Genomic DNA, 19,223 nt, shown 5'->3' on the forward strand with positions numbered 1-19,223 from the left:
GGCCGAGGACCTGTTAAAATACGTGATAAAAGAAGCATTGGCCAAAAACGCCGACGATCTGGAGTTTTTAGCGCAGCGTTTGGCCGAAGAAGAAAAGCAAAAACCGCAGCAGGAACGCCAGGAATTGGGCTTGCTGGAAAAACTGAACTTTTGTTTGGAAAATGATTTTGAACGTTTGACTTACACCGAAGCGATTGAGATTTTAAAAGAATCAACCCCGAACAAAAAGAAGAAATTTACTTATTTGATTGAAGGCTGGGGCGCGGACCTGCAATCGGAACACGAACGTTTTTTGGTAGAAAAGCATTTTAAAAAACCGGTTATTTTAACGGATTATCCGGCGGCAATCAAAGCATTTTACATGCGCCAAAACGAACCGGATGTCGAAGGACGAAAAACAGTTAGGGCGATGGATATTTTATTTCCGGGCATTGGCGAAATGGTTGGCGGAAGCCAGCGGGAAGAACGTTTGGACAAATTAACACAGCGCATGGACGAAATGAACATCTCAAAAGAAGAATTGGATTGGTATTTGGATACACGCCGTTTTGGTGCCTGCGAACATGCCGGTTTTGGTTTAGGTTTCGAGCGTTTGGTGCTTTTTGTAACCGGTATGACAAACATTCGTGATGTAATTCCTTTTCCAAGGTTTCCAAAAAACGCGGAGTTTTAGGCGAGGTGAAAGGTTGAGGGTAGAAAAAGCGGTAGAATGAATCCAGAAATCAGCATTCGAAGAATAGAACCGGAAGAAGCGGCGCACTTCGCTAAGTTTAGCTCCGAGTTGTTTGCTGAAACTTTTGCTGAATTTAACGATCCGCAGGATATGGAAACTTATTTGACGGAAGCTTTCAACCTAAAAAAAATCGAGGAAGAATTAAGCACTTCGAACATATACTGTTTTTATGCCATTAAAAACAGTATGCCGGTTGGTTGTATCAAAGTGATTATTGCTGATGCTTCTTTTACCGGCATAAAATTGGTAGAAATTTCGCGTTTGTATGTTTCAAAAGCATATCACAGTCAAAAAATTGGCGCGGCTTTAATGGCTTTTGCTGTTGATTTCGCCGTAAAAAACCAGGCTCAAAAATTGTGGCTGGGCGTTTGGGAACACAACCAAAAAGCCATTGATTTTTATTTAAAATGGGGATTTGCAAAAACCGGTGCCCATGATTTTAAGTTGGGAAACGATGTGCAGCAAGACTGGCTGATGGAGAAAACTTTGAGTTGAAAAATTACTTTTCTTCTTTGTAATCTTTGTGCAGCACCAAAAAACTGGCGCGTTCTTCTTTGTGAAAAGGCACGTCCCAATTTCCCTGGTAACTAATTTTGGTTGGCAACAATTCTCCACCAAAATGGTTGAGTTCGATGTCCATTTGCACGTTAAAATCCATCACAAAGTTTTTGAATTTCATGTCCACGTACCGGCCTAAAATCTGGAAATCGCGCCGGTCAAAAATCGTGGTCAGTTCCTTAATCATCACTTCATCTTTCTGGTCGTCTCTCAGGTTTGCCTTTTGGATGATTTTGAAACGGTAAACCGGGATCGAATCCAAATAAGTGCCGCGTGCAAACTCGTAGCGGTAATAAGGCTTCATTTCGGGCGAAAAGATTTCGGTTTTTTTGCTGATAAAAGGGATGCCGCTTACCGGCCTTCCCGGACTAAAAATCAACGTTTTTAGCTTACTTTTATACGATTCATTTTTCCCGCCAGCGTTTTGCGAATCGCCGCCTTTTACAAAATCGGTGTTGTAGGCATTCATAAAAATGTAATCAAACATTTCTGTGGTGTACAACTCGTATTTGCCGTTGCGCTTGTATATTTTACCACTGTCGGCCTTGGCCAAATATTGGATTTTGTGTCCCGAAGTTGTATTGCTGTGCTTCAGTTTCCGGTAGATTTTACCTTCAACCTTGTCATTTTTATCATACGTGTAAACTCGGTTTTCGGCGGTAAAAGCATACTTTTTCATGTTGCGGAAAGCTTCATAAAAGCTGGTATCGCGCAAAATCTGGTCAATAAAATCCTGCACATACAAACCGCCTCTTGCCCGGATATTTGCAACGGCCGAATCTACCACAACCGTTTGTAAACTATCGGGGTTAAACCTGTTGATCTTTTGGGAGAACGAGCCTGAAAAGCACAACGACAGCAGCAACAGCACAAAAGCTTTTTTCATCTTCAATTCAATAGTGGCTGTAAAAGTAAAGGATTTAAACAGAAATAGGGTTCGACAAGGCTCAAGAAGACAAGTGGTATTGTCATTTCGAAACGTAGTGAGAAATCTTCTTCAAAGCGATTAAGCTTGTAAACTTGGAAAGAAGATTTCTCCCTTCGGTCGAAAGGACAATACCAATTTTATGCCGGTAAAAGAAGCATCAGTTGCCCAGTTCTTTCAAAGCCATATACGCCATCAAACCTGTGCTTAATTCTAAGGCACTTTCGTCCACATCAAAAGTTGGTGTGTGGACGGAAGAAGTGATGCCGCGTTCTTCATTCCGCGTTCCTAAACGATAAAAGCAGGCATCGGCAACTTGCGAATAATAGGCGAAATCTTCGGCAGCCATCCAGATATCCAAATCCAAAACGTTTTCTTTTCCCAAATAATCTTCGGCAAAACCACGTATACGGGCCGTCAGTTTTTCTTCGTTGATTAAAAATGGATAACCTTTCCTGATCTCAAAATCACAGCTTCCGCCCATGCTTTCGGCCATGCCTTCGGCCATTTTTTTCATTTTGATATGTGCTTCTTCACGCCATTTTTCATCCATGGTTCGGAAAGTCCCTTCCAGGTAAACTTCGTTCGGGATAACGTTTGTTGCACCGTTTGCAATTACTTTCCCAAAAGATAAAACCGAAGGCGATTTCGGATCGGCAAAACGGCTAACCACTTGTTGCAAAGCGGTTAAAATATGTGCGGTAATAATGACAGGATCAATATTTTGCTGCGGCTGCGCACCGTGTCCGCCTTTTCCTTTCACGGTAACATACAATTCATCGGTAGAAGCCATGTATTTTCCGGAACGAAAACCTACTTTTCCGGCATCAATCAAAGGCATTACATGCTGCCCGATAACGGCTTGTGGTTTCGGGTTTTCCAGCACGCCTTCTTTAATCATCAAACTGGCACCGCCGGGCAATTTTTCTTCCGCAGGCTGAAAAATAAACTTGACCGTTCCGCCAAATTCACTTTTGATTTGGTTTAAAATTTGTGCCGTTCCCAATAATGACGACGTATGCACATCGTGTCCGCAAGCATGCATTACGCCCGGGTTTTGCGATTTATAAGGAACATCGTTTGCTTCAACAATGGGCAAAGCATCCATATCGCCGCGCAAAGCAACTACTTTTTCAGAAGGTTTTTCGCCTTTTAACAAAGCAACTAAACCGTTTCCAGCCATTCTTTCAAAAGAAATCCCAAGCTTTTTTAATTTAGAAGCAACAAACTGATAAGTATTTTCTTCGTGAAAAGACAGCTCAGGATTTTGGTGCAAATGCCTGCGGTTAGCAATTACTTCCTGATGAATATTTTGGGCAAGTTCCTGTATTTTAATTTTTATCATCGGGCGTGGTATCCAGTTTTAGCGGGTTGATTTTTTCGGAAACCAGAAACAAAGTTGGAAACTGTGTCCGCAAATCGTGCATCAGTTTTTGTGCCTCTAACCTCGAACGGAAATCGCCGGCCTTGATCTTATAATTTGGTTCCTGGTAAACGATATAAGTCCTTAAATCAGGGTACATTTGATTAAAAGCCGCTTGTTTAGCGTAGATTTCGTTCCGGTCAGAACTGATAAAAAACTGAACGCGGAAACCATAAGCAGCACCATTTACCGTTTTTCCTGCGGGAGATTTCGTAGCCAGCAAACGGTGCGCAATCAAGGTATCAATCCGCGGGTCTTTAATCACTTCAACCTCACCGCGTGTTTGTGTTTGTGCCGAAGAAATTTCAGCACAAAAAAGTACCGATAAAAAAAGCATCCAGGCCAATAACAGCCGGATGCTTTTTTTAGCACATAAATTTAAGTGAGCCATGTGTGGTTAGGTTTTGTTTGGAAAGCCATTAGGCCATGCCAACACCATGACAATTTTTATATTTTTTGCCGCTTCCGCAAGGGCAAGGATCGTTACGGCCAATCTTTTGCTCTACTTTAACCGGCGTTGGTTTTTGCAGTTCGCGCGTGTCTTCGTCCGGCACGCCGTTGGTTTCGTGAACCAATTGCGGTTTGGTGGTACGCATTTGGCGCAAATCCAATTTTGGTTCCGGCCTTGCTTCGCGGATTTCTTCCGGTTGTTGCTGAACCGGAATGCCTCCCTTAAACAAGAAACTTACAATTTCTTTGTTAACGTTAGAAAGCATCTGACGGAACAACTCAAACGCTTCAAACTTGTAAACCAACAACGGGTCTTTTTGCTCGTAAACTGCGTTTTGTACCGATTGCTTCAGCTCGTCCATTTCGCGCAAATGCTCTTTCCAAGCATCGTCAATAAAGGTTAAAACCACGTTTTTCTCGAACGATTTAACCACTTCATGCCCTTCATTTTCCACCGCTTTTTGCAATGGAACGGCGATTTGGATACCGTGAACGCCATCAGTAAACGGAACAATGATATTTTCGATCATGTTACCGCGCGTATCGTAAACGTCTTTTAAAACCGGATAAGCTTGTTTGGCTATCGCTTCTGATTTGCGTTTGTAATATTCGTTAATTTCGTGGAAAGCAGTTTCTACCAAAACAGGCGTTGTTTTAGCTGCGAAATCATCATGGGTGATTGCAGTATCTACCGAAAACAAACGAATCATTTCCAGTTGGAAACCTTCGTAGTTGTTCGCGTCTTTAAATTCGGTAACTACATCTTCTGTTACATCAAAAATGGTATTGTTTAAATCCACATCCAACCGTTCGCCAAACAAAGCATTTTTACGGCGTGTATAAATGACGGTACGCTGCGAGTTCATCACGTCATCGTATTCCAACAAACGCTTACGGATGCCAAAGTTGTTCTCTTCTACTTTTTTCTGCGCACGTTCAATGGATTTAGTGATCATGGAATGCTGAATTACTTCACCATCTTCAATTCCCATCCGAACCATCAGGCCAGAAATTCGCTCTGAACCGAATAAACGCATCAAATCATCTTCCAGCGATACAAAAAACTGGGAAGAACCCGGATCGCCCTGACGACCGGAACGACCGCGCAATTGCCTGTCAACCCGGCGGGATTCATGGCGTTCTGTACCCACAATGGCCAAACCGCCAACTTCTTTTACGCCTTCGCCCAGTTTAATATCCGTACCGCGGCCAGCCATGTTGGTGGCAATCGTAACGGTGCTTCTTTTACCTGCCTCGGCTACAATTTCCGCTTCCCGTTGGTGCATTTTTGCGTTCAAAACATTGTGTTTGATACCGCGCAGTTTCAACATCCGGCTTAACAATTCAGAAATTTCTACCGAAGTTGTACCCACCAAAACCGGCCTTCCAGCTTGAGTTAAATTCACAATTTCATCAGCAACGGCGTTGTATTTTTCGCGCATCGTGCGATACACCAAATCCTGACGGTCTTCCCGACTTGCAGGTGTATTGGTAGGAATTTCAACTACATCCAACTTGTAAATTTCCCAGAATTCACCAGCTTCTGTAACGGCAGTACCCGTCATACCGCACAATTTGTGGTACATCCGGAAGTAGTTTTGCAGCGTAACGGTAGCAAAAGTTTGCGAAGCATCTTCCACTTTCACGTTTTCTTTGGCTTCGATAGCTTGGTGCAAACCATCCGAATAACGACGGCCATCCAGCACACGGCCGGTTTGCTCATCTACAATTTTTACTTTGCCATCGTCCAGAATGTATTCGGTATCACGCTCAAACAAAGTATAAGCTTTAAGCAATTGATTGACCGAATGGATACGTTCTGATTTGATGGAGAAATCTCGCATCAGCTCATCTTTTTTCGCTACTTTTTCTTCGCCGGATAAGCTTGATTTTTCGATTTCGGCAACTTCTGTCCCTACGTCCGGCATCACAAAAAAGTGTGGGTCTTCGCCGGAAGTGGTAATCAGTTCGATACCTTTTTCCGTCAGTTCTACCTGGTTGTTTTTCTCGTCAATTACAAAAAACAGCTCGGTATCTACATGCGGCATTTCTTTATTCTGGTCCTGCATGTAGTAGTTTTCGGTTTTGTTAAGCACTGTTTTAATGCCTTGCTCACTCAAAAACTTAATCAACGCTTTGCTTTTTGGCAAACCACGATGGGCGCGCAACAAGGCCAAACCACCTTCGTCCACACCGGTTTTGCCTTCGGCAATTTGCTTTTTAGCTTCGTTTAATTTAGTATTTACCAGGCTTTTTTGTGCATTTACCAAACGTTCAATGCGAGGTTTCAGCTCATAAAATTCGTGTTCGTCGCCACGCGGAATCGGGCCGGAAATAATCAACGGCGTACGGGCATCATCAATCAAAACCGAATCCACCTCATCCACCATGGCATAATGCAATTTGCGCTGCACCAATTCTTCCGGGCTGCGTGTCATATTGTCACGCAAATAGTCAAAACCAAACTCATTGTTTGTACCGAAGGTAATATCGGCCAGGTAAGCATTGCGGCGTTCTTCCGAATTCGGTTCGTGCCGGTCAATACAATCTACCGATAAACCATGAAACTCGTACAACGGCCCCATCCATTCGCTATCGCGGCGAGCCAGGTAATCGTTTACCGTTACAATATGTACACCTTGTCCGGCCAATGCGTTTAAGTAAGCCGGCAAGGTAGCAACTAAGGTTTTACCCTCACCTGTTGCCATTTCGGCAATTTTTCCCTCATGTAAAACGATACCGCCAATCAATTGCACATCGTAATGTACCATATTCCAGGTAACTTCATTTCCGGCGGCCATCCAGGTATTATGGTGGATTGCTTTATTGCCCGAAACCACAACATTCTTTTTAAAAGCCGCCAGTTCCTGGTCAAAATCTGTTGCGGTAACTTCCAGTGTTTTGTTGTTGGCCAGGCGGCGCGCGGTTTCTTTTACCACGGCAAAAGCTTCCGGCAAAATTTCCATCAAAACCACTTCCAGTTCTTTGTTACGGTCTTTTTCCAGCTTGTCAATCTCTGTGTAAAGTTCTACTTTGCGGTTCACTTCTAAAGACAGATCGTTTTCTGCTTCGTCTTTAGCGGCTTTTATTTGCGCGTCTGTTTTTTCTAGGGCAGATGCAATGCGTGCTTTAAAATCTAAAGTTTTGGCGCGCAGTTCATCATTGCTGATCTGTTCCAGCTTTGCAAACTCTGCTTTTATTTTTTCTACTAAAGGCTGTACACCTTTAACATCTCTTTCCGATTTATTGCCGAAAAGTTTACTGATAAATCCCAACATGCTGTAATCTTTCTAAGATAAAAAACTCCATTTGCAACAATTACGCCAGCGGTAACCGAAGCCATAATGGCAGGTAAAATTACGGATTTTGATTGAAAAACCGTATGCTTCAACAGAATAGCCTGGTACGAATTGTAAATGCTTCTTTTACCACTATTTTTTTTGCTTTAAGCCGGCTGCGGCGCGATTAGTATAAAGACGAATCTTTGCTGAACATATTATTATATTTGTAACTATGGAGAAGCTTTCAGATTTTATCAATGTTGATCCAAACATCCAATTTGGAAAACCAGTGTTTAAAGGAACGCGTGTACCTGTGCAAAGCTTGTTTTGGCATCTGAAAGAAGGAATTTCTATTAATGAATTTTTAGAAGATTTTCCAAGTGTAAGTTTGGAACAGGCAGAAGGTGTGATTGCCTGGGGCGCCAGTCATTTTGAATTTCCGGAGAGCATTTTAGATGAAACTATTATTAGATGAAAACTTGCCCACAAAGCTAAAATATCGGTTTATTGATCGTGGCTTTGATACCAGGACGATCAGAGATATGCAGTGGCTGGGCAAGCAAAATGGGGAATTGCTGAAGCTAATGCTCGATCACAATTTTGCTGCTTTAATTACGATTGATAATAATTTATCTTCTCAGCAAAACTTTAAAAATTATCCCTTAAAAGTTGTTGTACTTGTTGCGCCTACTAACACTTATCCCAGAATCATGGATTTTTTTGATGCAATAGTTGATAAAATCCATGAAGATTTTACTGGCCCGCAAAGTGTTGTTCATCCAAAGTATAAATTGTAACACCAACAAAACCATCAACATTTCTACAATCAAATTCTATCTTTGGCTTTATGAATATCCTGCTCCTTGGTTCTGGCGGAAGAGAAAGTGCTTTTGCCTGGAAGTTATCGCAAAGCCCAAAATGCGAACGCTTGTTTATTGCGCCCGGCAATGCTGGGACCGGAATTTATGGCCAAAATGTCAACATTAGTGTAAATGATTTTGAAGCGGTCAAAAATTTAGTGCATAAAAACAGTATCACCTTGGTTTTGGTTGGGCCGGAAGAACCTTTGGTAAACGGTATCCACGATTTTTTTCTGGCAGATGAATCGCTTAAAAATATTCCGATAATCGGTCCGCAAAAGCAAGCCGCGCAGTTAGAAGGCAGCAAAGATTTTTCTAAAGAATTTATGTTTAAAAACAGCATCCCGACCGCTGCATCTAAAACATTTACGTTAGAAACTTTAGAAGAAGGCCGCGCTTATCTCGCTACGCATGGTTTGCCCATCGTTTTAAAAGCCGACGGACTGGCAGCCGGAAAAGGCGTTTTAATTTGTACCCGTTGGGAAGAAGCGGAACAGGAATTTACCTCGATGCTCCGCGATGCCAAGTTTGGTCAAGCAAGCGCTAAAGTGGTGGTCGAACAGTTTTTGCAAGGCATCGAACTTTCCGTTTTCGTATTGACCGACGGAAAAAATTACAAAATTTTGCCCGAAGCCAAAGATTACAAACGCATTGGCGAAGGCGATATCGGTTTAAATACCGGCGGAATGGGTTCTGTTTCTCCGGTTCCGTTTGCTAATGCTGCTTTTATGGCTAAAGTTAAGGAACGCATCGTTATTCCAACTATTGAAGGTTTAAAGCGAGAAAACATCCCGTACAAAGGTTTTATTTTTATTGGTTTGATGAATTGCGGCGGCGAACCGTACGTGATCGAGTACAACTGCCGCATGGGCGACCCGGAAACGGAAAGCGTTTTGCCCCGGATTGAAAACGATTTGGTAGAAATTTTACAAGCCGTTGCCGAAGAAAGACTGGACGAAATCAACTTAAAAATTTCCGATCAGGTTGCGGCAACGGTAATGTGTGTTGCTGCCGGTTATCCGGGCGATTATGTAAAAGATAAAACCATCACTGGAATCGAAAATGTACGCGGCTCCTTTGTTTTTCATGCCGGAACGAAGCTGGAGAATGAGGAAGTTAAAACTGCTGGCGGACGGGTTTTGGCGATAACCAGTTTGCAAAACACGTTGTTTGAAGCCGTACAACAAGCAACTTTAGATGCTGCCCGCATTTATTGGGACGGCCGGGTTTTTCGGAAAGATATTGGCTTTGATTTGTTATGATGATTTTTACCGGGTAAAAAAAGCATCAATATAAAAAAGAAGCATCCAAATTTATTCAAAACCTGATGCTTCTTTTATCCCTATATTTTTATTACTTCAGCAGTTTCGCCAAGGTTTGTTCCAACTCTTCGCCGCGTAAATCCCGGGCAACAATCTTTCCGGTTGGGTCAATCAAAAAATTTCCGGGGATAGAACGAACGCCGTAAAGCGCAGCCACTTGGTTGTTCCAAAATTGCAGATCGGAAACGTGGTTCCAGGTTAAACCATCGTCTTTAATGGCTTTTAACCAGGCATCTTTTCCGTTCGGCCGATCTAAAGAAACGCCCAAAACCGTAAAGTTTTTGGTTTTATATTGATTGTAAACTTTAACCACATTCGGGTTTTCCTGGCGGCAAGGCTGGCACCACGAAGCCCAAAAATCCAGCAATACGTATTTTCCTTTAAAGGAAGACAAAGAAACTGGTTTGCCGTCAGGATCGTTTTGCGTAAAATCCGGCGCGATAGAACCAACAGCAGTGGCTTTTAATTGATCTAAAGCCGCTTTATAGGCTGTTCCGTTTTCTGAATTTTGAATAGCGGGTGTCAAAGTGTTAAACAAAGGCATTACTTCACTATAATCCGGAGCCGGGCCAGCAAAAGAGCGCAAAGCATCCAGACTTACAAAAGAAGCCGGGTTTTGCTGGATAAACTTTTTTAGCACTGCTTTTTGTTCGTTTTGCAGCACTGTGTATTTTTCAACCAGTTTCGGTCGGTCAGCTTCCGGTGTTTTTTGGTATTCATTGTTCAACACCACGGCTTTATCCAACACTGGTTTTGTAGCTGCGGCCAGTTTTGCATTGTCATCATTTAATTTTGATCCGCTGATTTTGGCTGTTTTTGCAGAATCTGTTCCGGCAACCAAGATATTACCACTTTCAAGATACAAATTCATTACATCAGCATCGCGCCCTAAGCTGTTAATGCCAATTCCGGTATGGTCGAGCAATAAAAGCGCTTGTGTTGGCAGGTTTGTATTTCCCTTAAACTCGAAAGCACCATTTGCCAAAACAGCAGAATCGGTTACATTTTTATCTTTCTCCCGATGCAATAAATAAACCTTTGCAGGCGCACTTAGCTTACCAATTTTACCTTTTACATCGTAATTGCCGGTTTGCGCATTGGCCAGAAAAGGCGAAGCGGCCAGCATAAAAAACAAAACTTTTTTCATTTAATAATTTTTAGGTGATAAAAGAAGCATCATTATAAAGTTGGAAAGACCGAAAGTAAAACCGCTTAAAAAAATACCTTTCAACTTTCGGGTTAAAACTCTTCACTAATTTTTGGGTGATAAAAGAAGCATCTTCATATTGTAAAACCATTACACTAATTTTTGATAAGTGCGCCACCACAAATCGGGCATTTCGCCGGAAACGGCCAGCAAATAATCATCATAATGGCAAGGCACCAAATGGAACCGCTCGTTTTTTGAACCAGCCGTTGGATATGGGATTTGCATCCACCAACGGTCAGACTTTTTACTTTTTACAAAAACCAACTCGTGTTCTTTATGCTTTAAACTCGTTTTATAGATCAAATATTGTGATTTGGGGTGAAGCGGGAAATCTTTTTTGCGGTTGTAAAAGCCGTCAATAAAATACCAGATCATCTGCGAAAGCAACATCGCCGTTTGTCCGTTGCTATCATAAGCCGGGTTAAATTCGTAAAAACCGATCGAACTTAGCTTATCGTTAAAACCCGCATAACGGCAAATCTGGCAGGCTTCTTCTCCATAAAAACCGTTTGGAACGGCGTTAAAATTGGCCCCGGCATCCGAAGAACGAATGGCGCCGACATCAAAACTAATCATGCTGGCATTGCGGATAATAGGTTCTGTAGATTGGATTTTTCCGCTTAAATTACCTAAACGGTGCGTATCAAAAAACAGCTTGTCCATCATTTGCAAGCGTTCCTGGTTTACCAAATACGTTTGGTAGCCCAGGTTGCTGAAGTTGAACAACATGTCCGGCTCGTGCATCAAAATTTTGTTGAGGTAAGAAGCAGAAGTCGTTTCAATTTGATCCGGAAAAGGATCGTCTTCCATATCCAAATGTGCATCAACAATTACCAAATCAACCTTTTGCTCCAACGCTTCGTAAGCCAAATACTGCGCGTAAGTTAAATCCTGGCTGCCGCCGATGATGATCGGTAAAATGTCTATTTTAATTAATTCGGTAACAACTGTTTTGAGGGCGATGTACGTATCCGTTACCTTTTCGCCGCGCCGGATATTGCCCAAATCGGCAATTTTGGTTTTGTATCCGCCTTCATACAATTGGTACAGCTTTTCGCGGATGTAATCCGGCCCAAGCGCACAACCAATGTTGCCATCAGCGTTGCGGTCTTCCTGTACGCCAATCAAAGCCAGATCAGGCTTCTGCGTATCAAAATCAGGAAAATGTTCAGTAAAAATTTGGATGCAAGTACCCAAACGGCCTTTTATAACAGCACTTTCGGGCAACAAGCGACTTGCCTCAACAGGCGTAAAAAAATCAATTAAAGACATTCGGTAGCATTATTCGCGGCCAAATATCTGGTATTTTTAAGAAAGAAGAGGAAATTAATCAAGCTTAAATCCCTAATCAAACACGAATAGTTAAGTTTGCTTGCAAATAAAATTTCAAAACACTTCTATGGTTTTAGTTACCGGTGCAACAGGTTTTCTCGGGTCGGAAGTTTGCCGGCAACTAATTTTAGCCGGTAAAAACAGTATCCGCTGTACCAAAAGGGCAAGTTCGGTTGTGCCGGAAATACTGCTTCCTTTTCAATCTAAAATTGATTGGGTGGAAGCTGATTTATTGGAAATTGATACGCTAAACGAAGCATTGCAAGGCGTTACACAGGTTTACCATTGCGCTGCGTTGGTTTCTTTTGATCCTTCCCTCAAAAAAAAACTCATCCAAAATAACGTGGAAGGCACGGCCAATTTGGTTAACCTTTGTATGGAAAAAGGGATCCGGCTGTTACATGTCAGTTCGATTGCTGCCGTTGGCGAAGGAAAACCCGGCGAATTGATCAACGAAAACCATCACTTAGAAGAAACGCCAAAAGACAACGCTTACGCCATATCCAAGTACGAAAGCGAGATGGAAGTTTGGCGCGGCATGGCTGAAGGTTTGGATGCGGTAATTGTAAATCCATCTCTAATTATCGGCAAAAATGCTGGTACAGCAGGCACCGGACAAATTTTTGAAACCGTACGCCAGGGTTTAAAATTTTACACTTCCGGTAGTTGTGGTTTGGTGGATGTGGAAGACGTGGCCAAAACAATGATCCTTTTGATGGAAAGCAAGATCAGCAACGAACGCTTTATCATCAACGCCGAAAATTGGAGCTATAAAAGTTTATTTGAGGAAACGACCCATTATTTCGGCATCAAACCTCCAGCTTTTGAAGCCAAACCCTGGATGCTGGAACTGGCCTGGCGCGCCTCGGCTTTAGGTACTCTTTTTACCGGCAAAAAAATGGGCGTTGATAAAATTTCGGCCCAATCGGCCAGCCGCATTCAGGATTATGATAATTGTAAGGTAAAAGAAGCAATTGGTTTTGAATTTAAGCCAGTAAAGGAAACGCTCAAAGCGATTTGTGAAGTATTGAAAGGTTAAAATAATTACTCAAAAACCTTTTAAATACCAATTTCTATTTTGATTTTAAAAAATACTTTCAATGTAATGCCTAATCAAAAATAATGTTGCGACATAAACTGCGGACAGTAGCTTAAAATAATTTGCAAGGATTTAAATGCTTGCATAATTGCTATTTACACAAAACATTTACATTTTTACAATTAAACTTAAAATAAGCCTGATGGGATATATTAAACAATTAGATAGTGTTCGGGCAATTGCTGTTTTATTGGTAATAATATGGCATTGGATTCCTAAAGAAAGCTTTATCAATAAATTTCAAACAGGCCCTTTTGGGGTAAACATTTTTTTTGTTTTAAGTGGATTTCTTATCACCCAGATTTTATTAAAGAATCGAAACGAGGTTGAAGAAAGCTTAGTCAAAGCAAAAACAACTATTCTTAAAAGTTACTATATAAGAAGGGTATTAAGAATTTTCCCTATCTATTATTTAACTATTTTTTTGATGGTTGTTTTACGCCATAAGTTAAATTTAAGTATTACAACCGGTGAGTTAATTTCAAACATCACTTATACCAGTAACTTTTTTATTTATTCAACAAAATCTTGGCCAACAGCCAGTCCTCATTTTTGGTCTTTGGCCGTAGAAGAGCAATTTTATTTGTTTTGGCCTTTGTTGATGTTGTATTTTCCCTCAAAATATTTAATTCACTGTATCCTTTTTTTCATTATCGCAGGTATTGTCAGTCAGTCGTTTATTAAAGATTATAATTTTGGATATTTACCACTAAATACTTGTTTTGATTGTTTAGGAATGGGTGCCTTACTTGCATGGATTGTGGTATATAAACCAGTCTTTTTACCTAAGTTCTACATGATAATTAATGTATCAGCAATATTAAGCGTAGGTATTATTATATTTAACCTTTTAAAAATATCACATATTGTTCAAATCAGGTTTTTCCACTCAATTCTTGGTGTGTGGATCATCACTTATATTCTAAATTTTAGAAACAAAAAAACAATACTTCTTTCGATTTTAGATAACCGATTTCTTATAAATATCGGAAAAGTAAGTTATGGTATTTACTTGTATCATATTCTATATTCTGATTTAGCATTTCATATTTGGAATAAATTTTTATTTAAGTTTTCAATAACCCTTAGCGATAGCTATTATCATTGGCTATTTTTTGTTGTAAACTTTTGGATCCTGCTTTTCATTTGCCGGTTATCTTGGAAGTATGTTGAAAAGCCAATTTTAACCTTAAAGGAAAACTTTAAATATCAATAATTACATAATCAAAATAAGACAACTTATATTAGACTACAAAAGATCAATAATAGCTGTAAGTAACCAAAATCGCTTTAAGTAACTTCTGTTTGATTAAAGCTTTTAAGGATTAGTCAATACAACTTCGGGATATTTGTGCGTTGCCCTTGGTTTCAAAAAATATTTCTCCAAACAATGCCAACTCAAGAATGCTGTAAAATAAACCGCTGGAAAAACACAAAAAAATAACCGGTACGGATCTAAATGCCTTCCTAAAAAATACATAAATAACTGCTGTATCGGCCATGCATAAAGATACATGCCATAAGAAAAATCTCCGTTTTTGGCAAAGTTTGTAAAGCAAATGTTTGGATGATAAGTGATATAAAAAAACAAGTAACTTCCGGCAATTGGCAATGTTAAATTAATAAAAGGCACACCGATACAAGAAACAACAATTGCAATTGCAGCTAATACAACCAATGTTTTTTTTCGCAGAATTTGTTTTCGAAACAGGTAAAAACAAGCACCAGAAAAAAAGTAAACAAAAAGCCTGGGTAAAATATAAGAATCAAGGATTTCAGAAAAAAAATTAATTGGATAGCGGTAAAATATGCTTGTATAAAGCCCTAAGGAAAATTCGGGATATTTCAATTGTAAAAAGAATACAATATAACTTAATAAGAATAAAAATAAGGCTATCCATTTCTTTTTAAAAACGCTTGCCATGGCTGCCAAGGGCACAATTAAATAGCAAACAAACTCATATTGAATAGACCATAACGGTTCATTCATCATTCCAGGCAAAGGATTTAGGGTGAAGGTATTTTGCAAGGGAGGTTTTCGCAGTGTTAAAATATTTATAATAGTTTGCTTTTTATATTGCAAGTTTAAAAAATATTTAGTCCATGATCCAATTATATGATGACGATCAGTTGCGCCCAACATCCCAAAAAACAAAACACTTAAAATAAAGGCAATAAAAAAAGCAGGGCAAATTCTGCGTATTCTTTTTTTCAAATATGATGCGAATGTACTGCTGTATTCAAAACTTCTAAATATTAAAAAACCACTGGTTACAAAGAAAAAATCTACCGCAATTCCACCTAAATCCATTTGATTTCTTGTAAAAATCATTCCGGGTTCTGTGTCAATTACTTTAGCGTAGCAAAGCACATAGCAATGACTGTAAATAACTATGGTGGCCAATAAAAATCTTAAAATATCAAAGTTGTTTTCTTTAATATTTTCAGCAATTAGCAATTCCTTTCTGTTATAAATTTTTGTTGTAAGATTATCCAATTTTAAAAAGTTGTTTATATTGAAAGCCTGTTTAAAATTTACTAACAGGATATCAATGCTTCTTTTATCACCTAAAAATGGGCAAACATTTGATTTTGGGTTTATTTAAATTAATGCGGACACCAATTTTTATACGGTAAAAGAAGCATTGGTAATTTTTTTTGTATAAGTTTAGACAGGCTTTGAGATAACAAATTATTTGTAAGTTATGATTCTGTAATAATATCTACACCATCATTAAACTTGCTTTCGGCAATAAATTTAAAATACAGTTCTTGGTCGTTTTCCTTTAATGCTTCAAGCTCTTCTTTATTAACTTGTAAGTTTGAATCATATAATTGAAAGAGAAGATTATTGTAAATTTTTTCTGAATAATAAGCTTTCCAATTGTTTAAACCCTTTTGCAAACATGCTTCTTCTGATTCATTTAAAATAAAATTTTTCTGTTTATTCAATACCAATAAAGCATATTTCAGCATTTCTACCAGGTTTGAGGAAACACTATCTTCATGAAAATTGTAAACCGCAATCAACTCGGTATGATGAACAACCGGATACTTGCGTGCAATTTGCAAACATAAATCATAGTCTTCGCAATAGTGCAAATTGGTATCAAATTGAAATTCATTAAAAACCCATCTTTGGTACATTCCTACAGCAGGCATACCCATATAATTCCCTTCCAACAAATGGCAATAATGATTTTCGGTTACTTCTTTTTGAACTACCCAGGTTTTGTTTTCGCGCTGATAAAATAATTCGTGGCCGCCAGACACAAAAGCAGCTTCTGGATTTTGTGTTAAGTAATTTATATTGATAAAAAGAGCATCAGGTAAAAGCCAGTCGTCCGCATCCAAAAACACAATCAATTCTCCAATACTATTTTTTATTCCATTATTTCGGGCGGCAGAAACGCCACAATTGGATTGATATATGTACTTTACCGGATGATACTTTTGTACAATTTCTTTTGTTTGATCTGTTGATCCATCATCTACAACAATAATTTCAATATGCCGGTAACTTTGTGATAATACACTTTCTATAGCTTTTCCAAGGTACTTGCCATAATTATAGCATGGAATAATTACAGAAACAAGTTGCTGAAGCATACTTTAAAGTTGGATTGATTTATCATTAATAACTGGCAGCTTTTTTTTGTTTTTGTGATAAAATCTCAATCCTGATATGATCCCTTTAGACTCGCTTAACAAGGTACGAAAACGATGAGAATAAAATGGAAAACCACTTTTAAAAAGGCGTAAGTAATATATGGGCAAACCTTTATATAAATATTTGAGATATCCTGCTTCAGAATTTTGGGTTTGCTGTATTAAAACGGCAACAACATGCCCACGCATGTAGCTAAATAATTGCTTGTTTAAACTGCTTAATTCTCTTCTGTGTTTGTGATATACAATACAGCGAGGATTGTATTGAATAGTAAATCTTTTATCGGCTATTATTCTATACCACATTTCCGAGTCTTCACTACAACCAGAAGCCCCTGCCCCTAAAAGCTCGTTAAAATCCCCTTTTTCTTTAAAAACAGATGCCCTAAAAGCCATATTTGCACCTGCACCAATATCTGATGCCTTAGGCCCAAATGGCAATGTATTATGATAAAACAAACTATCATAGAAATGGTCTTGATAACCGCGGTTAAAGCTCCAGAATTTTTCAAAAATTTGCTGGCTTTCTGTATCCAAACTTGAAGCAATAACTAAACCTGTCATTGCGGTTATGCTGGGTGTCAAAAAAGTTTCCCAAACCCTGTAGGCCCATAGCGGATGTACCTGGACATCATCATCTACCCAGGCAATAATAGGATATTGTGCTTTTTGTATCCCTGTATTGCGTGCTATACTTAAACCCGGTTTTGGCTCTTTACAGTAGGTAACTCCTTTAAATTTTTCTACTACTTTTAAGGTGCTATCATCTGTAGGTGCATTATCAACTATAATAATTTCTTTAGGAATACAAATTTGTTTAAACAAACTTTCTAAACATACTTGCAAATCTGTACTTCTATTGCGCGTGCAGATTATGACTGAAATATCAAGTTTATTTTCAGCAATGATTTTTTCGGACGAATATGTTCCAAATATTTCGTCCATTGTTTTAGTAAAACCAACATAATCTTTTTCCAGAAAAGCCCTTCTGTAAACATCAGTCAGTTCAGGCTTTGCATTATAAAAATTAACGGTAGACGCAATTACAGTCAAGATTTTATAATCGGCATCGCTATTGTTAAAAACTTTATGATGCTCAACAAATAAATGCCCTAATGGAATTTGGCGCCACCAAAAAAAATAGTAACTACTTCCGTCAAGCTTAGAAATGATATTTTTTTCACTAAGTTGATCTAACTGAATATGCTTGATAGTATAAGGTAGTACCATGATGTTAAATTAACAAAATATAATAGCCTGTTTAAATTTATACAAAAGAAAATGTTAATGCTTCTTTTACTTTATAAAAATTCGTGCTTGTATCAATTTAAATAAATGAAAACTAAATGTTCGCCAATTTTTAGGTGATAAAAGAAGCATGGAGAACTTATCAAGTAAATTTTAAATAGGTTTTAATTTTCTTTTAATATCCGCAAACTTAGTTTAATTATTTTTTTAATAACAGTTTCATCTACATAAACTTTTATTATTTCCCTAATTTGGTTATAAACCAATCTTTTATTTCTGGTAAGGTGCCAAAGTTCTACGGTATGATCTAATGCCCAATGAATATAATACTTCCTGGCCAATGTGTTTAACCTTTTCTGATCTTGTTTTGGCAGATAGCTGCTAATTATAGAAATTACTTTTGCCGTATCCCGAATATTTTTACCACTTATAAAGCTATTCCTGGAGATCGAACTATCATGCTCCCGATATTCTGCAAATATTTCGGGTGTGTATGCTGTAGGATAATACTTAGCAATTCTAGCCCACATTTCCCAGTCTTCTCCGTACGTAACAGCATAAAAGCTGCCTAATTTCTCATAAACTTCTCGCTTTACAGATATGGTAACATATTGAAGTCTGCCGTGCTCTGCCAACTTGTATAACCAATCTTTTAAAATCCCGGGTTCTTGTGCTTCTGTTCTGGATGGTCTTAAAATAGTACCATTATTATCAATATAATCCCACGCACTATACGCTGCCCCAGCTTCAGGATAGCGGTCAAACAGTTCTTTTATCCGTTTGTAATAGCCTTTTTTTACACGGTCGTCTCCATGTAACAAATGGATATGATAACCTTTTGCACGATTGATACAAGTTTCAAAATTGCGAAGGCTGCCTACATTTTTTTCTTGCCGATAATACAATACACGCCCTTTGCCAATACTTTTTACCAACGCTTCAACATCGGCATCTGTGCTGCAATCGTCAACAACTTCTATTTGCATCATGCTTTCCCCCGGGTCTTGAACTAACACACTTTGTATGGCATCCAGCAAAAAAACAGAACAATTGTAGGCAGGTATCATTACAGACCAAAAAGGCCGTGTTAAATCTCCCGAAAGAGGTGCAATT

General features: G+C 39.1%; 17 protein-coding genes and 1 pseudogene (1 of these 18 cut by a window edge). 7 read left to right on the plus strand and 11 right to left on the minus strand.

Going from position 1 to position 19,223, the window contains the following annotated elements; translation table 11 throughout:
• Both asnS and Q0192_RS03815 read left to right on the plus strand, forming a co-directional pair.
• Positions 1-673: pseudogene (asnS, locus tag Q0192_RS03810) on the plus strand (asparagine--tRNA ligase) (it extends 785 nt beyond the left edge of the window).
• A gap of 36 nt (positions 674-709) precedes the next feature.
• Positions 710-1,228 (plus strand): GNAT family N-acetyltransferase, encoded by a 519-nt coding sequence (locus Q0192_RS03815; RefSeq protein ID WP_299286315.1) that lies wholly within the window; start codon positions 710-712, stop codon positions 1,226-1,228.
• A 4-nt stretch (positions 1,229-1,232) separates the two neighbouring features.
• On the opposite strand, the gene Q0192_RS03820 is transcribed toward Q0192_RS03815, so the two are convergent.
• The 4 genes from Q0192_RS03820 to secA all read right to left on the minus strand — a co-directional run bounded on the left by Q0192_RS03820 (position 1,233) and on the right by secA (position 7,367).
• The gene (locus tag Q0192_RS03820; RefSeq protein WP_299286318.1) at positions 1,233-2,177 is read right to left on the minus strand and encodes a hypothetical protein; all 945 of its coding nucleotides are present in this window, start codon (positions 2,175-2,177) and stop codon (positions 1,233-1,235) included.
• Positions 2,178-2,376: 199 nt separating this feature from the next.
• Complete coding sequence (locus Q0192_RS03825) at positions 2,377-3,561, minus strand: M20 family metallopeptidase (RefSeq protein ID WP_299286321.1); 1,185 nt, start codon at positions 3,559-3,561, stop codon at positions 2,377-2,379.
• Complete coding sequence (locus Q0192_RS03830) at positions 3,548-4,030, minus strand: SPOR domain-containing protein (protein ID WP_299286324.1); 483 nt, start codon at positions 4,028-4,030, stop codon at positions 3,548-3,550. Before Q0192_RS03830 ends, Q0192_RS03825 begins: the two co-directional genes overlap by 14 nt.
• A gap of 28 nt (positions 4,031-4,058) precedes the next feature.
• Entirely contained in the window at positions 4,059-7,367 is a 3,309-nt protein-coding gene (gene secA / locus Q0192_RS03835) for a preprotein translocase subunit SecA (RefSeq protein ID WP_299286327.1), read from the minus strand.
• A 235-nt stretch (positions 7,368-7,602) separates the two neighbouring features.
• On the opposite strand from secA, the gene Q0192_RS03840 reads away from it, so the two are divergent.
• Genes Q0192_RS03840 through purD form a run of 3 tightly spaced genes read left to right on the plus strand, consistent with a single transcriptional unit; the run spans position 7,603 to position 9,492 of the window.
• The gene (locus tag Q0192_RS03840; protein ID WP_299286330.1) at positions 7,603-7,845 is read left to right on the plus strand and encodes a DUF433 domain-containing protein; all 243 of its coding nucleotides are present in this window, start codon (positions 7,603-7,605) and stop codon (positions 7,843-7,845) included.
• Entirely contained in the window at positions 7,826-8,167 is a 342-nt protein-coding gene (locus tag Q0192_RS03845) for a DUF5615 family PIN-like protein (protein ID WP_299286333.1), read from the plus strand. The genes Q0192_RS03840 and Q0192_RS03845 overlap by 20 nt, the downstream gene beginning before the upstream one ends.
• A gap of 50 nt (positions 8,168-8,217) precedes the next feature.
• Positions 8,218-9,492 carry a phosphoribosylamine--glycine ligase gene (purD, locus tag Q0192_RS03850; protein WP_299286336.1) on the plus strand — a complete coding sequence of 425 codons (1,275 nt, stop codon included), beginning with the start codon at positions 8,218-8,220 and terminating at the stop codon, positions 9,490-9,492.
• 91 nt (positions 9,493-9,583) lie between these two features.
• On the opposite strand, the gene Q0192_RS03855 is transcribed toward purD, so the two are convergent.
• The 3 genes from Q0192_RS03855 to Q0192_RS03865 are packed head-to-tail and all read right to left on the minus strand — an operon-like array spanning position 9,584 to position 12,034.
• Positions 9,584-10,699 (minus strand): TlpA disulfide reductase family protein, encoded by a 1,116-nt coding sequence (locus Q0192_RS03855; RefSeq protein ID WP_299286339.1) that lies wholly within the window; start codon positions 10,697-10,699, stop codon positions 9,584-9,586.
• Between the two features lie 10 nt (positions 10,700-10,709).
• A complete protein-coding gene (locus tag Q0192_RS03860; RefSeq protein ID WP_299286342.1) occupies positions 10,710-10,850 on the minus strand; it encodes a hypothetical protein in 141 nt (46 codons plus the stop codon).
• A complete protein-coding gene (locus tag Q0192_RS03865) occupies positions 10,850-12,034 on the minus strand; it encodes a formimidoylglutamase (RefSeq protein ID WP_299286345.1) in 1,185 nt (394 codons plus the stop codon). The genes Q0192_RS03860 and Q0192_RS03865 overlap by 1 nt, the downstream gene beginning before the upstream one ends.
• 127 nt (positions 12,035-12,161) lie before the next feature.
• On the opposite strand from Q0192_RS03865, the gene Q0192_RS03870 reads away from it, so the two are divergent.
• Both Q0192_RS03870 and Q0192_RS03875 read left to right on the plus strand, forming a co-directional pair.
• Complete coding sequence (locus tag Q0192_RS03870) at positions 12,162-13,133, plus strand: NAD-dependent epimerase/dehydratase family protein (protein ID WP_299286348.1); 972 nt, start codon at positions 12,162-12,164, stop codon at positions 13,131-13,133.
• A gap of 202 nt (positions 13,134-13,335) precedes the next feature.
• A complete protein-coding gene (locus tag Q0192_RS03875; protein ID WP_299286352.1) occupies positions 13,336-14,409 on the plus strand; it encodes an acyltransferase in 1,074 nt (357 codons plus the stop codon).
• A gap of 102 nt (positions 14,410-14,511) precedes the next feature.
• Here the strand turns inward: Q0192_RS03875 and Q0192_RS03880 are convergent, their stop codons facing one another.
• The 4 genes from Q0192_RS03880 to Q0192_RS03895 all read right to left on the minus strand — a co-directional run bounded on the left by Q0192_RS03880 (position 14,512) and on the right by Q0192_RS03895 (position 19,177).
• On the minus strand, positions 14,512-15,690 hold the full coding sequence (locus Q0192_RS03880; RefSeq protein WP_299286355.1) for an acyltransferase: 1,179 nt from the start codon (positions 15,688-15,690) through the stop codon (positions 14,512-14,514).
• Between the two features lie 206 nt (positions 15,691-15,896).
• Positions 15,897-16,802: a glycosyltransferase gene (locus tag Q0192_RS03885; RefSeq protein WP_299286357.1), complete on the minus strand. Its 906-nt coding sequence runs from the start codon at positions 16,800-16,802 to the stop codon at positions 15,897-15,899.
• Between the two features lie 3 nt (positions 16,803-16,805).
• Positions 16,806-18,092 (minus strand): glycosyltransferase family 2 protein, encoded by a 1,287-nt coding sequence (locus tag Q0192_RS03890; protein ID WP_299286360.1) that lies wholly within the window; start codon positions 18,090-18,092, stop codon positions 16,806-16,808.
• A 182-nt stretch (positions 18,093-18,274) separates the two neighbouring features.
• Positions 18,275-19,177 (minus strand): glycosyltransferase, encoded by a 903-nt coding sequence (locus tag Q0192_RS03895; protein WP_299286460.1) that lies wholly within the window; start codon positions 19,175-19,177, stop codon positions 18,275-18,277.
• Between the last annotated feature and the right edge of the window lie 46 nt (positions 19,178-19,223).

The organism is uncultured Mucilaginibacter sp., from assembly GCF_937859865.1.
Lineage (GTDB): Bacteria > Bacteroidota > Bacteroidia > Sphingobacteriales > Sphingobacteriaceae > Mucilaginibacter_A.

Coding starts and splice junctions, on each gene's coding strand:
- Q0192_RS03815 (WP_299286315.1), top strand. CDS start 710: ATGAATCCAGAAATCAGCATTCGAAGAATAGAACCGGAAGAAGCGGCG.
- Q0192_RS03820 (WP_299286318.1), bottom strand. CDS start 2,177: ATGAAAAAAGCTTTTGTGCTGTTGCTGCTGTCGTTGTGCTTTTCAGGC.
- Q0192_RS03825 (WP_299286321.1), bottom strand. CDS start 3,561: ATGATAAAAATTAAAATACAGGAACTTGCCCAAAATATTCATCAGGAA.
- Q0192_RS03830 (WP_299286324.1), bottom strand. CDS start 4,030: ATGGCTCACTTAAATTTATGTGCTAAAAAAAGCATCCGGCTGTTATTG.
- secA (WP_299286327.1), bottom strand. CDS start 7,367: ATGTTGGGATTTATCAGTAAACTTTTCGGCAATAAATCGGAAAGAGAT.
- Q0192_RS03840 (WP_299286330.1), top strand. CDS start 7,603: ATGGAGAAGCTTTCAGATTTTATCAATGTTGATCCAAACATCCAATTT.
- Q0192_RS03845 (WP_299286333.1), top strand. CDS start 7,826: ATGAAACTATTATTAGATGAAAACTTGCCCACAAAGCTAAAATATCGG.
- purD (WP_299286336.1), top strand. CDS start 8,218: ATGAATATCCTGCTCCTTGGTTCTGGCGGAAGAGAAAGTGCTTTTGCC.
- Q0192_RS03855 (WP_299286339.1), bottom strand. CDS start 10,699: ATGAAAAAAGTTTTGTTTTTTATGCTGGCCGCTTCGCCTTTTCTGGCC.
- Q0192_RS03860 (WP_299286342.1), bottom strand. CDS start 10,850: ATGGTTTTACAATATGAAGATGCTTCTTTTATCACCCAAAAATTAGTG.
- Q0192_RS03865 (WP_299286345.1), bottom strand. CDS start 12,034: ATGTCTTTAATTGATTTTTTTACGCCTGTTGAGGCAAGTCGCTTGTTG.
- Q0192_RS03870 (WP_299286348.1), top strand. CDS start 12,162: ATGGTTTTAGTTACCGGTGCAACAGGTTTTCTCGGGTCGGAAGTTTGC.
- Q0192_RS03875 (WP_299286352.1), top strand. CDS start 13,336: ATGGGATATATTAAACAATTAGATAGTGTTCGGGCAATTGCTGTTTTA.
- Q0192_RS03885 (WP_299286357.1), bottom strand. CDS start 16,802: ATGCTTCAGCAACTTGTTTCTGTAATTATTCCATGCTATAATTATGGC.
- Q0192_RS03890 (WP_299286360.1), bottom strand. CDS start 18,092: ATGGTACTACCTTATACTATCAAGCATATTCAGTTAGATCAACTTAGT.
- Q0192_RS03895 (WP_299286460.1), bottom strand. CDS start 19,177: ATGATACCTGCCTACAATTGTTCTGTTTTTTTGCTGGATGCCATACAA.